The 15,497-nt window shown below is 70.5% G+C and carries 13 protein-coding genes and 2 pseudogenes; 4 read left to right on the top strand and 11 right to left on the bottom strand.

Annotation, left to right across the window (positions count from 1 at the left end):
- Nucleotides 1-183 (bottom strand): annotated as a pseudogene (locus ACZ573_RS04910) (methylmalonyl-CoA carboxyltransferase); the annotation flags it as partial.
- A 272-nt stretch (nt 184-455) separates the two neighbouring features.
- Here ACZ573_RS04910 and ACZ573_RS04905 point away from each other — a divergent pair.
- Nucleotides 456-1,076, top strand: coding sequence for a YceI family protein (locus ACZ573_RS04905; RefSeq protein ID WP_471298961.1), 621 nt, complete (start codon nt 456-458; stop codon nt 1,074-1,076).
- A 35-nt stretch (nt 1,077-1,111) separates the two neighbouring features.
- Here ACZ573_RS04905 and ACZ573_RS04900 read toward each other — a convergent pair whose 3' ends face one another.
- From ACZ573_RS04900 to ureA, 6 genes are all read right to left on the bottom strand, one after another.
- Nucleotides 1,112-2,470: a hypothetical protein gene (locus ACZ573_RS04900; RefSeq protein ID WP_471298958.1), complete on the bottom strand. Its 1,359-nt coding sequence runs from the start codon at nt 2,468-2,470 to the stop codon at nt 1,112-1,114.
- A gap of 122 nt (nt 2,471-2,592) precedes the next feature.
- Nucleotides 2,593-4,221, bottom strand: a complete 1,629-nt coding sequence (cimA, locus tag ACZ573_RS04895) for a citramalate synthase (protein WP_471298955.1) — start codon at nt 4,219-4,221, stop codon at nt 2,593-2,595.
- Nucleotides 4,222-4,666: 445 nt separating this feature from the next.
- Nucleotides 4,667-5,287: a TetR/AcrR family transcriptional regulator gene (locus tag ACZ573_RS04890; protein ID WP_301366306.1), complete on the bottom strand. Its 621-nt coding sequence runs from the start codon at nt 5,285-5,287 to the stop codon at nt 4,667-4,669.
- Between the two features lie 29 nt (nt 5,288-5,316).
- Nucleotides 5,317-6,366 (bottom strand): agmatine deiminase family protein, encoded by a 1,050-nt coding sequence (locus ACZ573_RS04885; RefSeq protein WP_471298952.1) that lies wholly within the window; start codon nt 6,364-6,366, stop codon nt 5,317-5,319.
- 30 nt (nt 6,367-6,396) lie between these two features.
- Nucleotides 6,397-8,130 (bottom strand): urease subunit alpha, encoded by a 1,734-nt coding sequence (locus tag ACZ573_RS04880; RefSeq protein ID WP_471298950.1) that lies wholly within the window; start codon nt 8,128-8,130, stop codon nt 6,397-6,399.
- Nucleotides 8,127-8,837, bottom strand: a complete 711-nt coding sequence (gene ureA / locus ACZ573_RS04875; RefSeq protein ID WP_471298947.1) for an urease subunit gamma — start codon at nt 8,835-8,837, stop codon at nt 8,127-8,129. The genes ACZ573_RS04880 and ureA overlap by 4 nt, the downstream gene beginning before the upstream one ends.
- A 155-nt stretch (nt 8,838-8,992) precedes the next feature.
- On the opposite strand from ureA, the gene ACZ573_RS04870 reads away from it, so the two are divergent.
- Nucleotides 8,993-10,420 (top strand): cytosine permease, encoded by a 1,428-nt coding sequence (locus ACZ573_RS04870; protein WP_471298944.1) that lies wholly within the window; start codon nt 8,993-8,995, stop codon nt 10,418-10,420.
- A 284-nt stretch (nt 10,421-10,704) separates the two neighbouring features.
- Nucleotides 10,705-11,475 carry a cytochrome c biogenesis CcdA family protein gene (locus ACZ573_RS04865; protein ID WP_471299100.1) on the top strand — a complete coding sequence of 257 codons (771 nt, stop codon included), beginning with the start codon at nt 10,705-10,707 and terminating at the stop codon, nt 11,473-11,475.
- A gap of 167 nt (nt 11,476-11,642) precedes the next feature.
- Here the strand turns inward: ACZ573_RS04865 and ACZ573_RS04860 are convergent, their stop codons facing one another.
- The 4 genes from ACZ573_RS04860 to ACZ573_RS04845 all read right to left on the bottom strand — a co-directional run bounded on the left by ACZ573_RS04860 (nt 11,643) and on the right by ACZ573_RS04845 (nt 14,879).
- Nucleotides 11,643-12,728 (bottom strand): branched-chain amino acid aminotransferase, encoded by a 1,086-nt coding sequence (locus ACZ573_RS04860; RefSeq protein ID WP_109781535.1) that lies wholly within the window; start codon nt 12,726-12,728, stop codon nt 11,643-11,645.
- A gap of 223 nt (nt 12,729-12,951) precedes the next feature.
- Entirely contained in the window at nt 12,952-13,992 is a 1,041-nt protein-coding gene (locus ACZ573_RS04855; protein WP_471298941.1) for a 3-isopropylmalate dehydrogenase, read from the bottom strand.
- Between the two features lie 90 nt (nt 13,993-14,082).
- Nucleotides 14,083-14,211, bottom strand: a complete 129-nt coding sequence (locus ACZ573_RS04850; RefSeq protein WP_266379422.1) for a hypothetical protein — start codon at nt 14,209-14,211, stop codon at nt 14,083-14,085.
- A 260-nt stretch (nt 14,212-14,471) separates the two neighbouring features.
- Nucleotides 14,472-14,879: a LysR substrate-binding domain-containing protein gene (locus ACZ573_RS04845; RefSeq protein ID WP_471299097.1), complete on the bottom strand. Its 408-nt coding sequence runs from the start codon at nt 14,877-14,879 to the stop codon at nt 14,472-14,474.
- Here ACZ573_RS04845 and ACZ573_RS04840 point away from each other — a divergent pair.
- Nucleotides 14,760-15,395 (top strand): annotated as a pseudogene (locus tag ACZ573_RS04840) (zinc-binding dehydrogenase); the annotation flags it as partial. The gene ACZ573_RS04845 and the pseudogene ACZ573_RS04840 overlap by 120 nt on opposite strands.
- Between the last annotated feature and the right edge of the window lie 102 nt (nt 15,396-15,497).

The following is a 15,497-nucleotide window of genomic DNA, read 5'->3' as shown; positions in this document are numbered from 1 at the left end:
GAAGGAACCCTCGTCGAGCAGCAGCGCGATGCGCTCACGCGCGGTCAGCTTGCCCTTCGCGTGCTGGGTCTCGGTCGCACGGTCGCTGGGGCCGCGCCTCGCCTGCTCACGCAGGGAGTGCAGCTCGGCCACGCGCCCTCGGGCGTCCGTCGGCTCGCTCGGGGTCTGGTCCACAACGGTCATGTACCGACCTTACGAAGATCGCGATGAAAAACCTCCGTTCATTCCTCACAGTCTCGGAAGACTTCCGCTGTCCGGCCCGCACAGTACGCCTAGTGGATGTACGGACTCCGCCAGACGGGGCGCTCACTCGTTGTGGGACCTTCACAAAATGGCCTGACACGCCGCCTAGATGTTGAAATTTGAACGGAATAGGTCTAGCGTCGCTCCCGTTGAAGTCGTTGAAGATTCAACAGATTCTTCAGACCGAGCAGGACACTACCGAGGAGCAAGTCATGGGTCTCTTCACCCGCCGCAGCCAGAACGTGAACGTCCAGGACGGCGCCGCCGTCTCCACCGTGGAAGTGGACCCGGCGCTCGCCGCGCTCACCGGTGACTACGTCATCGACCCCGCGCACAGCAGCATCGGCTTCACCGTCCGCCACGCCATGGTCACCAACGTCCGCGGGGCCTTCACCGAGCACGAGGGAACCCTGCACCTGGACGGCGCCGACCCGGCCCGCTCCACCGCCTCCATCGACGTGAAGATCGCCTCCGTCGACACCGGCATCGCCGACCGCGACGCTCACCTGCGCAGCGGCGACTTCTTCGACGCCGAGACCTTCCCGCTGATGACCTTCCGCTCCACCGAGGCGCGTCAGCTCGGCGGGGACACGTACCGCATCACCGGCGAGCTGACCATCAAGGACGTCACGCGCCCGCTCTCCATCGACCTGGAGTTCAACGGCTCGGCCACCGACCCCTACGGCAACGAGCGCGTCGGTTTCGAGGGCTCCACCGAGATCCTGCGCTCCGACTGGGGCCTGACGTGGAACGCCGCCCTGGAGGCCGGCGGTGTGATGGTCAGCGACAAGGTGAAGCTGACCTTCGACATCTCCGCCATCAAGCAGGCCTGACGGGCGCGCTCCCGGACGCCCGGAACCGGGGGCGGCTAGAAGCCGCCCCCGCCGTCGAAGCCGCCGCCCCCGTCGAACCCTCCGCCGCCGAAGTCCCCGCCGCCGAAGTCGGACGGGTTGAAGTCGGCCCCGGAGACATCCCCGCCCTCGAAGCCGCTGCCCATGCCGCCGCCGAAGTCCGCGGCGTAGGCGGGGCTGGACATCATCGAACCGAGCACCGTGCCCACCAGCAGGCCGGGCAGGATGCCGCCGCCGAAGTACCCGCCGGCCCAGGGGCCGTACGCCGGGCCGGCGTCGTAGTACGGCCGCGGACCGTGCTCGGTCTCGACCGTGCGGACCGCCGGGTCCAGGCCGTCGCGCAGCCGTACGGCGTCCGCCGTGCAGACCGGCACGCTGCGGGCCGCCCCGCCGGCCGGAGCCCAGGTCGCGTCCTCGGTGCTGGGCCCGTGACGCGGGTCGAAGAAGCAGGGCGAACGGCGCTCGGGAAGCGGCCTGCCCTGCCGGCGCGCGTCGAGGGTGGCCAGCGCGAAGCGGCCGTCCTCCAGTGCCTGGGTGGCGCCCTTGACCTCGTCGGGGCGCTGGACCGAAGCCATGATCTGCTTGGCCTTCTCGTACGAGTCGAGCCCCTGCTCGTAGTCCCCCCGCATGGCGTCGTCGGCGCCGGGCTCGCCGGGGTGGAAGTCGAGCCGTTCGAGCTCCTCGCCGAAGGCCGTGATGTCCTCGTCGACGACCACGGCCAGCCGGGCGATCGCCTCGCGCCGGGTCTCTTCCTGCTTCTTCCGGTTGCGGCGGACCAGCGCGTACGCACCGCCACCGCCCACCACGGCCACCGCGCCGAGGGCGATCAGTGCGCCGACCGGGGCGCCCTGGTCGGCTCCGGTCGTGCCCCAGGAGGCCGGGGCGCTGCCCTTGACCTGGGTCAGGGCCTGGTCCACGAAGTTGTTGAGCTGCGTGTCCGCGCTGACCGGTGCGCCGGTCTTCACGGCCTCGGTGAGGTTGCGTACGGCATTGTTCGGCATGACCACCCGGTCGGCGCCGGCATCGAAGCCGTCGCCTAGCCGGATCGCGTAGAGCCCGGTGATCCCGGTCTCGGCACGGACCGCGCCGAGCACCTTGTCCGGCGGGAACTCGGCGGTGGCCGGCAGCACGGCCACGAACACCGGCTTACCCGCGTCCTTGATCTTCTTCGCGAGCGCGTCCGCCTGGGCCGTGGACAGCTGCGCCTCGGCCCCGGGGGCGACGTAGACCGGGCCCTCCTTGAGGGCCTCCCCCACGGCCGCGACCCCGGTGGCCGCCGACGCCTGCGGCGCGGCGACGAGGGCCGTCGCCGACAGCCCCAGCAGCAGACCGGCCAGCAGCGATCCGAAGCGTATGGACATCAGCCTGGTCTTCATATCCAAGACGCTACCGGAACCAGTACTTTCCCGTGTGAGCTGGACATAAGACCCTCGCCGGGCCGAAGCCCGGCGAGGTGAGGTCCGCCGGACACGGGCCGGCGACGCGGACCCGGAGGGGGCTACTCGGCGGGTTCGACGCCCGCGTGCAGCAGGCCGTAGGTGAACGCGTCCTCCAGGGCCTGCCAGGACGCCGCGATCACGTTCGGGGCCACGCCGACCGTGGACCACTCGCGCTCGCCGTCCGTCGTGGCGACCAGCACGCGGGTCGTGGACTGCGTGCCGTGCGTGCCCTCCAGGATGCGGACCTTGTAGTCGACGAGCTCGAACTTGGCGAGCTGCGGGTAGAACCGCTCCAGCGCCACCCGCAGCGCCCGGTCCAGCGCGTTGACCGGACCGTTGCCCTCCGCCGTGGCGACGATCCGCTCGCCCTTGGCCCACAGCTTGACCGTGGCCTCGTTGGCGTGGGTGCCGTCCGGGCGGTCCTCGACGATGGCCCGCCACGACTCGATACGGAAGTACTTGCGGGCGCGGCCCTCGGCCTCGGCGCGCAGCAGCAGCTCGAAGGAGGCGTCGGCCGCCTCGTACGTGTAGCCCTGGAGCTCCCGCGCCTTGACCCGCTCCACGACCCGGGAGATGAGCGCGCGGTCCCCGCCGAGGTCGACGCCGAGCTCCTTGCCCTTGAGCTCGATGGAGGCGCGGCCGGCCATGTCGGAGACCAGCATCCGCATGGTGTTGCCGACCCGCTCGGGGTCGATGTGCTGGTAGAGGTCCGGGTCGACCTTGATGGCCGAGGCGTGCAGGCCCGCCTTGTGCGCGAAGGCGGAGACGCCGACGTAGGGCTGGTGCGTGGAGGGGGTGAGGTTCACGACCTCGGCGATGGCGTGCGAGATCCGGGTCATCTCGGCGAGCGCCCCGTCGGGCAGCACCTTGCGCCCGTACTTGATCTCCAGGGCGGCGACGACGGGGAAGAGGTTGGCGTTGCCGACGCGCTCGCCGTACCCGTTCGCCGTGCACTGGACGTGGGTGGCGCCCGCGTCCACCGCGGCCAGGGTGTTGGCGACGGCGCAGCCGGTGTCGTCCTGGGCGTGGATGCCCAGGCGGGCGCCGGTGTCGGCGAGGACGGTGGCGACGGTGGCGGTCACCTGGGCGGGGAGCATGCCGCCGTTGGTGTCGCAGAGGATGACCACGTCGGCGCCGGCCTCGTGGGCGGCGCGTACGACGGACTTGGCGTACTCCGGGTTGGCCCGGTAGCCGTCGAAGAAGTGCTCGCAGTCGACGAAGACGCGGCGGCCCTGGGCGACCAGGTGGGAGACGGTGTCGCGGACCATCTCCAGGTTCTCTTCCAGGGTGGTGCGCAGGGCGAGCTCGACGTGGCGGTCGTGGGACTTGGCGACGAGCGTGATGACCGGGGCGCCGGATTCCAGCAGGGCCCGCACCTGCGGGTCCTGGGCGGCCGAGCCGCCCGCGCGCCGGGTCGCGCCGAAGGCGACCAGCTGAGCGTTCTTGAAGGCGATCTCCGCGCGGGCGCGGGAGAAGAACTCGGTGTCACGGGGGTTGGCGCCGGGCCAGCCGCCCTCGATGAAGCCCACTCCGAAGTCGTCCAGATGCCGGGCGATCGTCAGCTTGTCGGCGACGGTGAGGTTGATGCCCTCGCGCTGGGCGCCGTCGCGCAGGGTGGTGTCGAAGACGTGGAAGCTGTCGTCCAGGCCCTCTGACAGCACAGTTGCCGCCTCTGGTGTCGTCGTCATGCTGATCTGACTCCTGTCGGATGAGTGGTTCCGGATATGCCCGGCATCCACTGCCCCCATCATCGCGCGCGGTCCGGTCCCGGCAGGGATGGTCCGGGAAACGAAAAAACCTCTCGCGGGTAGCGAGAGGTCTGCGCGCGGGTCCGAGGCACGGTGGCCGCTTCCGCGAAGTTCTTCCACGGTTCAGCGGCCACTGGGGACCGGCGCGCTGCTGGCGATAATCATGAGCTGAGCAGGCACGCCGGCAGTCTGCCACAACGCCCGCGGTGGATGGACAGGCATCTCAGCATGCGGGCAGGCCCGCGCGCGGGCAGCCCCCGGCCGAAATGCCCGGGGCTCGGATCGCGCCCGGCCCGTCGGAAGTGACCGGCCGTGTGGTCCCGCTGCTCCGGACGGCCGACCCCGCAAGACCCAGCCCCGTCAACAACGCTCGTGCTCAATACACCTAGGAGCGTGGGGAGAGGGTCTCCGTCAGGAATTCCCTCACGTGGGTGAGGATCGCCGTGCGGTCCAGCGTCGGCAGGCCCACCGCCAGCTGGATGCTGAATCCGTCGAGCAGGGCCCGGACGCGGGTCGCCACGCGCTCGGCGTCCACCGGGCGGAACTCCCCGCGCGAGATGCCCTCGGCGAGCAGCGCGACCAGGTCGCGGTGCCAGGCGCCCTCGATGGCCGCCTGCCGGTCGCGCTCCTGGGGGCCGGCGTTCTGGGAGCGGTTCCAGACCTCCAGCCACAGCGTCCAGTGCGGGTCCCGGGCACGGGTGGGGACGTACAGGTCCACGTAGGCCTGCAGGCGCTCGCTCACCGGACCGCGGCGGGCGAGCAGAGCCCGCCGCTCGCCGCCCAGCTCCGCCTCGCTCCACTCCAGGGTCTGCAGCAGGAGCTCGTCCTTGCTGCGGAAGTAGTAGAGGAGGTGGCCGCTGCTCATGCCGACCTCGCGGCCCAGTCCGGCCATGGTCAGGCCTTCCAGGCCGCGCTCGGCGATCGTGGCCATGGCGGCGACGAGTACGTCCTCGCGCGGGGGCGCGTTCTTGCGCGCCGCCCGTACCGGTACTCCACCCGCCACCATGGGCCCACTCCTCGTCCGTGTCCCGAAGGTCAGACCTTCGGCTGCTGCTGGGTGATGCAGTGGATACCGCCACCCCCGGCGAAAATCGTACGTGCGTCAACGAGGGTCACGGTCCGCTCGGGGAACAGTCCGCGGAAGATCTCGGCGGCCTCCTCGTCGCGCGGGTCGTCGAACGCGCACAGCACGACACCGCCGTTGCACAGGTAGTGGTTGATGTACGAGTAGTCCACCCACTCCCCGTCCTCCTCCAGCACCGTCGGCGCCGGGACCTCCACGACCTCCAGCCGCCGGCCGCGGGCGTCGGTGGACGCGCGCAGGATGGCCGCGATGGTCTTGCAGCGCTCGTGGTCCGGGTGGGCCGGGTCGGGCTGGGTGTGGACCATGACGACGCCGGGGCGGGCGAAGGCGGCGACGATGTCGACGTGGCCCTGGGTGCCGTAGGTGCCGTAGTCGCCGGCCAGGCCGTACGGCAGCCAGATCGCCTTGCTGGTGCCGAGGTGGGCGTGGATCTCGGCCTCCACCTGCTGGCGGGTCCAGCCGGGGTTGCGGCCCTCCCCCAGCTGGACCGTGTCGGTGAGGAGTACGGTGCCCTCGCCGTCGACGTGGATGGCGCCGCCCTCGTTGACGAGCTCGGTGCTGTACGTGCGGGTGCCGGCCACGTCCGAGACGTGCCGGGCGATCTTCGAGTCGTGGTCCCAGCGGGCCCACTCCTGGGCGCCCCAGCCGTTGAACGTCCAGTCGACGGCGGCGAGCTCGCCGGCGTCGTTGGTGACGAAGGTCGGGCCGATGTCACGCATCCAGGCGTCGTCGAGCTCTTGCTCGACCAGCTGTACGTCGTCGCCGACGATCGCCCGGGCGCTGTCGGCGTCGCCGGGCGAGACCACGAGGGTCACCGGCTCGTACGCGCGGACCGCGCGGGCGACGGTGCCCCAGGCGGCGCGGGCCTCGGCGAGCTCCTGCTCGTTGGTGAAGGTCGAGTTGGGGCTGGGCCAGGCCATCCAGGTGCGCTCGTGGGGCGTCCACTCGGCGGGCATCCGGAACCCGGCGTCGACCGGCTTGGCGGTGTGATGGGCGGTCATGGCAGGCAGGTCCTTACGGGCTGTGCTGACTTACAGGAAGTACAGGCGGTTGAGGGAGACCGATTCGGCGGCTTCGGAGCGCAGCGGTGCCCCGTCGAGGGAGACCAGTCCGCTGCGCGCGTCCACATCGACCGCGCCCACCCGGGAGTTGAGCAGGAGGTCCTTGGGGCCGATACCCCGGGTGCCGCGGACCGCGACGCGGCGCCTGCGGGTCGGCATCTCGTCGCTGCCGAGGGCCGCGGCCGCGGCGGATACGAAGGCGACGGAGATGTCGGCGGCCGTGGCCCCGTACGAGCCGAACTGCGGGCCGAGGACGAGCGGTTCGCAGGTGTCGGTGGCGGCGTTCGGATCGCCGGTGACGCCGTAGGCGGGGAAGCCGGACTTCAGTACGAGCTGGGGCTTGGCGCCGAAGAACTCAGGGCGCCAGAGCACGATGTCGGCGAGCTTGCCGACCTCGATGGAGCCGATCTCGTGGGCGAGTCCATGGGCGATGGCCGGGTTGATGGTGAGTTTGGCGATGTAGCGCAGGACGCGGGCGTTGTCGTCGCCCTCGCCGTCGCCGTCCATCGGGCCGAGCTCGCCCTTCATCTTGGCGGCCATGGCGAAGGTCCGGCGGATGGTCTCGCCCGCACGGCCCATGCCCTGGGCGTCGGAGGAGGTGATGCCGATCGCGCCGAGGTCGTGGAGGACGTCCTCGGCACCCATCGTCCCGGCCCGGATGCGGTCGCGGGCCATGGCGGCGTCGCCGGGCAGGTCGGGCTTGAGGTCGTGGACGGAGACGATCATGCCGTAGTGCTCGGCGACCGCGTCCCGGCCGAAGGGCAGCGTGGGATTGGTCGAGGAGCCGATGACGTTCGGCACGCCGGCCATCTTCAGGACGTTGGGGACGTGTCCGCCGCCGCAGCCCTCGATGTGGAAGGCATGGATGGTCCGGCCGTCCAGGACCCGCAGGGTGTCCTCGACGGAAAGGCACTCGTTGAGGCCGTCGCTGTGCAGGGCGACCTGCACGTCATGCTCCTCGGCCACCCGCAGCGCCGTGTCCAGGGCCCGGGTATGGGCGCCCATGTCCTCGTGCACCTTGAAGCCGGACGCGCCGCCCTCGGCGAGCGCCTCGACCAGCGGGGCGGCGTCCGAGGAGGAGCCGCGGGCGAGGAAGCCGATGTTGACGGGCCAGGCGTCGAAGGCGTTGAAGGCGTGCTTCAGCGCCCATGGGGAGTTGACGCCGACGCCCCACACGGGGCCGAACTCCTGGCCGATGATCGTGGTGACACCCGCGGCGAGCGAGGCCTCCATGATCCGCGGGGAGAGCAGGTGGACATGGGTGTCGACGGCCCCGGCGGTGGCGATCAGGCCTTCGCCCGACACGATCGAGGTGCCGGTGCCGACGACCACGTCGACGCCGTCGAGGGTGTCGGGGTTGCCGGCCCGGCCGATCGCGTGGATCCGGCCTTCGCGGATACCGATCGACACCTTGCGGATACCGAGAACGGCATCGATGACCAGCACGTTGCTGATCACCACGTCGCAGGTCTCCCGGACGGCGGCGGCCTTCAGGTGCAGGCCGTCACGGGCCGTCTTGCCGAAACCCGCCAGGAACTCGTCGCCCGGCTTCTGCGCGTCGTACTCCACCCGGACGGTCAGCCCGGAGTCACCGAGCCTCACCCGGTCCCCGGCTCGGGGGCCGAAGACCGACGCGTACTCGTGCGGATCGATGTGCCGGCTGCCCGGCGCACAGTGGTCGCTGTGCGGGGTCTTCTTGCTCACGCCCGGTCTCCGTCCTCGTGTTCGGCACTGACGCCGAGGTAGCCGCAGGCCGCCGCGCGGCGCAGGGCCTCGTCCTTGGCCCCGGGAGCGTCCAGCGGCCCGTCGACCAGGCCCGCGAAACCGATCGCGATCCGGTCCCCGCCGATGGGGACGAGGCCGACCTCGCCCTCGCCGTGGGGGTCGAACCGTACGGACGAGCCCGCCGGCACGCACAGCCGCATCCCGTAGGCCGCGGCACGGTCGAAGTCGAGCCGCGGGTTCGCCTCGAAGAAGTGGAAGTGCGAGGTCACGCTCACCGGCACGGCGGCGGTGTTGCGCACGTGCAGGTGCAGGACCGGCTCCGGCTGGGGGGCGCCGGGTCCGGGAACGACCGCGCCCGGGGCGTCGTCGCCGAGCGGGATCGCGCCCTGGATGGGGGACGAGACCACCGCGAGGCGGGATCCGTCGTCGAAGACGGCCTCCACGTGCACCTCGGCGACCACGTCGGCGACGCCCGGCAGGACATCGGCCGGGCCCAGCACGCTGCGGGCCTCCTCGATGGCCTCCGCGAGCCGCTTGCCGTCGCGCGCCGCCTCGCAGACCGTGTCCGCGATCAGAGCGGTGGCCTCCGGGACGTTCAGTTTCAGGCCACGGGCCCGCCGGGCCCTGGCCAGCTCCGCAGCGCTGCGGAGCAGCAGCCGGTCGCGCTCCGTAGGGGTCAGCCGCACGCCGATCCACCACCTCTTGAGTCGATGGGTTAGAGCATCACTCTAACTCTTCATTTCGAAGGAGGGAATCATTGACCTGAGGGCAAGCCTTGAGTCACATTGAGTGTCGCTCAAACAAAGCGCAACCACCCCCCGCCCTGCCAAGGGAGTCCCCCATGCCCATCGAACAGCGCGGCGTCGACACCATCCCCGAGGACGAGCGGACGAGCGGTCCCCGTGACCTGATCTCGATCCTTCTCGGCTCCAACCTCTGCCTCGGTGTGATCGTCTTCGGCTGGCTGCCCCCGTCCTTCGGACTGGGCCTGTGGCCCTCGGTCACCGCCATCGTGACCGGCACGCTCGTCGGTATCGCCTTCACCGCGCCGCTGGCGCTCGTCTCCTTGCGCACCGCGACCAACCTCTCGACGTCCAGCGGCGCACAGTTCGGCGTCCGCGGCCGGCTCGTGGGTTCGGTGGTGGGTCTGCTGCTCTCGCTCGGCTACACCGCGCTCACCCTGTGGATCGGCGGCGACGTGATGGTCGGCGTCCTCTCGCGGCTCACCGGGCTGCCGGACACCGGTGCCACGCGCGGCCTGATGTACGGCGCGCTCGCCGCGTGTACCGTCGTGGCGGCCGTCTTCGGCTACCGGCTGCTGCTGCGCATGAGCAAGATCCTCGCCATCGGCATGGTGGTGCTGCTGGCCGTCGGCGTCTTCGCCTACTCCGGGGACTTCACCACCGCCGCCCCGCCGGACACCGCGTACCTGCTCGGCTCGTTCTGGCCGACCTGGATCCTGGCCGCCGTCGCCGCCGGGCTCAGCGGCCCGGTCGCCTTCATCACCCTGCTCGGCGACTACACCCGCTACATCTCCCCGCACCGGCACAGCTCCCGCAAGGTGCTCTGGGCCACCGGGTTCGGACTGCTCTTCGGCCTCCTGATCCCGCAGCTGTTCGGCACCTTCACGGCGCTCGCCGCCCGGGCCGGGGCCGAGTACGCCGGCCCGCTGGTGGCGGCCTCGCCCGTCTGGTACCTGATCCCGCTGCTCGCCGCCGCCGCGGCCGGCTCGGTCGGCAACGCCGGGCTGATGCTCTACTCGATGGGCCTCGACCTCGACGCCATCGTGCCCAGGGCCACCCGGACCACGGCCACCCTGGTCGCCGCGGCGGTCTCCACCGCCTTCGTCTTCATCGGCTCCTTCGAGTGGGACGTGCAGTCCGCGATGACCTCGTTCGTACTGGTGCTGACCGCGGTCGGCACCCCTTGGGCCGTGATCACCCTCATCGGGTACGTACGCTGCCGCGGCCGTTACGACGCCGACGCGCTCCAGGTCTTCAACCGCCGCTCGGTGGGCGGGATCTACTGGTACCGCTCCGGCTGGAACGTCGCCGCCACGGCCTCCTGGGCGATCGGCGCGGGCATCGGCCTGCTTGCCGTGACCACCCCCTTCTACGAGGGCCCGCTGCTCGCCCTCACCGGCGGCGTGGACTGCTCCTTCGTCCTGTCCGGCCTGACGGGCGGCCTCGTGTACACCGCCCTCACCGCCCGCCGCTCCCCCGCCCCGGTCCCGGCGGTCGCCGCCGCCGAGGAGCCGGCGAACGCCTGAGGTCCGCCCGCGAGCGCAGGCCCGCGCCCCGGAGATTCCGGGACGAGGGCCTGCGTACGTCAGGTATTTCCCGGCGGCCATGTCGCGCCAGGACATATCCCTGCCAGCTCATTCCTGCCGATCTTCAATTCCTTTTCCTATAGCGCGGCAGGCCCTTTTGACCAAAGGCCGGCCACTCGGCCGCGCACCCTCACCCTGACCGCAGCCGCACAGATGCTGCGTGCCACACTGGGGACACCTACCGTCTGCGCACGTGCCTCGACCGGGCCGCGAACAAGGAGGCCCTGGTGGTCCTGGCATCGACAACGTCGGTGGTGACGAGCGGCACCCTGGTCGCCGCCGTGCCGGTGGCCCTCCTGGCCGGCGTCATCTCGTTCTTCTCCCCCTGCGTGCTGCCGCTCGTCCCGGGATACCTCGGCTACGTCACGGGCCTTTCCGCCTCCACGCTGAGCCCCGAGGCGCGCGAGGAAAAGCGTGGCCGGATGCTTCTGGGCGCGCTCCTCTTCGTGCTCGGATTTTCGGCTCCATTTGTCACCCAGGGCGCTTTCTTCGGTTACTTCGGCAGCACTCTTTCCGCATACAAGGACACGCTCGACATCATTCTGGGAAGCCTGACGATCCTGTTCGGGCTCGCCTTCATGGGATTCCTCCCCGGTTTCACCCAGCGCGACTTCCGGATCCACCGGAAGCCCGGAGCCGGACTGCTCGGCGCACCGGTTCTCGGCTTCACGTTCGGACTCGGCTGGTCGCCTTGCATGGGCCCGACCCTCGGAGCCGTGATGAGCCTGTCCATGGGGCAGGAGAGCCCGGGCCGGGGCGCACTCCTCGTGTCCTTCTTCTGCCTGGGCCTGGGCGTGCCCTTCATCCTCGCCGCCGTCGCCTTCCGCCGGTCGATGAAGGCATTCGGATGGGTCAAGCAGCACTACGCACTGGTGCTCAGGATCGGCGGAGGATTCCTCATCGCGGTGGGAGTGCTTCTCGTCACCGGGCTGTGGAGCGATTTCGTCTACCAGCTGCAGATCTGGCTGCCCGCCTCCAACGCGGTCGGGATCTGAGCGGGGGCGACGTCGCCCGCGAGTGTGTGACCGGCCCTGTGCGCCGCTTCATGTGAAAGCGCCTCCGACGGGGCGGGAACGAGGACCTCGACGGTCCTCGCTCTCGCCGGTCGGAGGCGCTTTCCGGTTTTCTCACCGCCCGGGGGCCGGCCGGGACTGGCCCAGGACTAGCCCAGCGGGTGCATCCAGCCGTGGGTGTCGGCGCTGTGGCCGGTCTGGAGTTCCAGCAGCGCCTTGCGCAGGCGCATGGTGACCTGGCCCGGCTCGCCGTCGCCCTGGGTCCAGTTGGCGCGCTCGGACTTGACCGAGCCGACCGGGGTGATGACGGCGGCGGTGCCGCAGGCGAACACCTCGGTGAGGGTGCCGTTCTCGTTGTCGCGCTGCCAGTCCTCGGTGGTCAGGCGTCCCTCCTCGGCGGTGTAGCCGAGGTCGCGGGCGATGGTGAGGAGGGAGTCGCGGGTGATGCCGGGAAGGAGCGAGCCGGTGAGCTCCGGGGTGACGATGCGGTCGCCGTACACGAAGTACAGGTTCATCCCGCCCATCTCCTCGATCCAGCGGTGCTCGACGGCGTCGAGCCAGACCACCTGGTCGCAGCCGTGCGAGGCGGCCTGGGCCTGCGCGACCAGCGAGGCCGCGTAGTTGCCGCCGGTCTTCGCTGCGCCGGTGCCGCCCTTGACCGCGCGGACGTAGTCCTCGGAGAGCCAGACGGAGACGGGCTTGACGCCACCGGGGAAGTACGCGCCGGCCGGCGAGGCGATGACGATGAAGAGGAACTCGTTCGCCGGGCGGACGCCGAGGCCGACCTCGGAGGCGAACATGAAGGGCCGCAGGTAGAGGGAGGCCTCGCCGGAGTCCGGCACCCAGGCGCGGTCCTGCTTGATCAGCGCGTCACAGGCCTCGATGAAGAGCTCGGTCGGCAGCTCCGGCATCGCCATGCGGCGCGCGGAGGACTGGAAGCGCGCCGCGTTGGCCTCGGGCCGGAAGGTGGCCACGGTGCCGTCGGGCTGGCGGTAGGCCTTGAGGCCCTCGAAGATCGTCTGCGCGTAGTGCAGCGTCATGTTCGCCGGGTCGATCGCGAGCGGCGCGTAGGGGACCAGCTCGGCATCGTGCCAGCCGCGACCCTCGGTCCACTTGATCGTCACCATGTGGTCGGTGAAGTGGCGGCCGAAGCCGGGGCTGGCCAGGATCGCCTCGCGCTCCGCATCGGACAGCGGGTTCGAGGAGGGCTTGAGCTCGATCGTGGGCGTCGTCATGAGTGCTTGTCCTTCACCGGTTGTGTATGGCGGACCGCGCTCACGGCGTACTAGGACGTCCGAGCTTCCCCGCATTCCGCGGCCTCGCGTTCGATTATCGCGCGCGGGCAGGCTTCGGAGAAGCGGGGAGCGGCCCAGGGGAGATGGTGGCACCCGGGGCCGCGCAGGAGAAGCCGCCGGGTCCCATTGTGCCCCGGCGGCTTCCTGAGGTGGAGCTGCCGGGTCAGCCGGCTACGCGGGCGGCGAGGGCGTCGCCGATCGCGTCGGTGGAGCGGAAGGTCCCGTCGCGCTCCGCCAGGTCGGCGGAGACCGCGTCCTCGATGCGGACGGCCTGGGTCTCGTAGCCCAGGTGACGCAGCAGGAGGGCGACGGAGAGGATCGTCGCGGTCGGGTCGGCCTTGCCGGTGCCGGCGATGTCCGGGGCCGAGCCGTGGACGGGCTCGAACATGGACGGGAAGGCGCCGGTCGGGTTGATGTTCCCGGAGGCGGCGAGGCCGATCCCGCCGGTCACGGCGGCGGCCAGGTCGGTGAGGATGTCACCGAAGAGGTTGTCCGTGACGATGACGTCGAAGCGCTCGGGCTGGGTGACGAAGAAGATCGTCGCGGCGTCGACGTGCAGGTAGTCGGTGGTGACCTCGGGGTACTCCTGGCCGACCTTGTCGAAGATGTTCTTCCACATGTGGCCCGCGTACACGAGGACGTTGTTCTTGTGGACCAGCGTCAGCTTCTTGCGGGGGCGGGCGTTCGCCCGCTCGTACGCGTCGCGGACGACGCGCTCGACGCCGTACGCGGTGTTGATGCTGACCTCGGTGGCCACCTCGGCGGGGGTGCCGGTGCGCAGGCTGCCGCCGTTGCCGGTGTACGGACCCTCGGTGCCCTCGCGGACCACGACGAAGTCGATCTCCGGGCGGCCGGCGAGCGGGGTGGCCGTGTTCGGGAACAGCTTCGACGGGCGCAGGTTGATGAAGTGGTCGAAGGCGAAGCGGAGCTTCAGCAGCAGACCGCGCTCCAGCACGCCGGACGGGACGGAAGGGTCGCCGATGGCGCCGAGCAGGATCGCGTCGTGGTGCTTGAGGGCTTCGAGCTCCGCTTCCGGGAGGGTCTCACCGGTGCGGTGCCAGCGCTGGGCGCCGAGATCGTATTGCTTGGTCTCCAGCTTCACATCCTGGGGCAGGACCGCGGTAAGGACCTTGAGTCCCTGAGCCACGACTTCCTGGCCGATGCCATCACCGGGGATCACTGCGAGATTGATGCTGGTCGACATGACGGAACCGTACTCCGTGTCCCAGCCCTCAGACATTCCGCGTCCACCATGTGGACGTATATGAACGCAGAATGTCTCGGGCGGCGTAGGTCAGTGGCCGGTCGACCCGCCGTTGTCACGGCGGTCGAGGGCGCGCTGCAGAGCGGCGGCGGCGTTCTTGCGGTCGTCGGCCGAGGCGGAGGTGTGGCGGACGCGGCGGGTGGCGGTGGAAGCGGTCATGGTGATCGACTCCTTGAGATCACGGCGTGGCGGGGCCACGGATGAGGGGTTCCTTCAAGGCGCCGGAAGAGGCGGGGAGCGGTGCGCCGCAGGGGTTGCCTGCCAGGGGCGCGCGCTCTCGACCGCCATTCGCCTGATCGGCGAGACGTTCGGCTTCTACAAAGCTAGGCCAGGTCCGGTTGTATGTCTCGGCAATTACTCGGGCTTCCTACTATCTGAGACGCGCGGTCCCCCGGAAAGCCCCGTCCGGAGGGTCCGTTTCAGCCCTTCTCGGAACGAAGTTCCCTGATCAGAGCCCGTACGGCCAGAGTTGAGGCCGCTTCCGCCGTAGTGACGTATCCCACCTGTCTCACCGGCCCCCCGGGGCCCAGATCGGTGATGTCCACCGCCGCGGTCGCCTCCCTCAGGGACAGCTCGGGCATGATCGCCATGCCGAGCCCGCGGCCGACCATGGTCAGCACCATCGCGTCGTCCTCCGCCTTGACCGTGGCTCGCGGGATCCAGTCCTGGGCCCGCCACCAGGAGCGGGTGCAGGAACCGCAGTTCTCGTCCTGGGCGGCACCGGCCTGACCGCGTACGCGGCCCTCACCCGGACGGCGGCCCTGCGCAGCGGTGAGGACCTCTTCGTCTCCGCCGCCGCGGGCGGGGTCGGCACGGCCACCGGCCACATCGCCCGGCTGCTGGGCGCCCGGCGGATCATCGGCAGCGCGGGCTCGGCGGCCAAGGTCCGCCACCTCACCGGCGTGCTCGGCTTCGACGCGGCCTTCGACTACCACGACGGGCCGGTCGGCGAGCAGCTGGCGCAGGCCGCCCCGGACGGTATCGACGTCTACGTGGACAACGTCGGCGGGGACCACCTGGAGGGGGCGATCGACGCGCTGCGCGAGTACGGGCGGGTCGCCTGGGTGGGCGCGATCTCGATGTACAACGGGGACCGCTCGCCGGCCGCGCCCCGCAACCTCTTCGAGGTCGTACACAAGTCCCTTCGCCTGGAAGGGGTATTGGTTCGCAATCACACCAATCTGCAGGATGAGTTGGAGGACTTCCTCGTCCCTCATCTGCGCAGCGGCCGGATCGGTACCGACACCACCGTTGTCCAGGGCTTTGACCGGACGGTGGAGGCCTTCCTGGGCATGCTCCGCGGGGACAACCTGGGCAAGATGCTGGTCCGGATCGACGGCTGATTCCAGCCACCTCTATGTTCACCGATTTCTTACCGCACGGATGTAGACCTTTGATCCGGGCGCCGCCACTCTTGCCGTCGATGTGCCGCCGGGGCACTTGAG

This window comes from Streptomyces sp. NPDC040545 (genome assembly GCF_055595065.1).
This window is presented reverse-complemented; position numbering and strand designations above follow the sequence as displayed.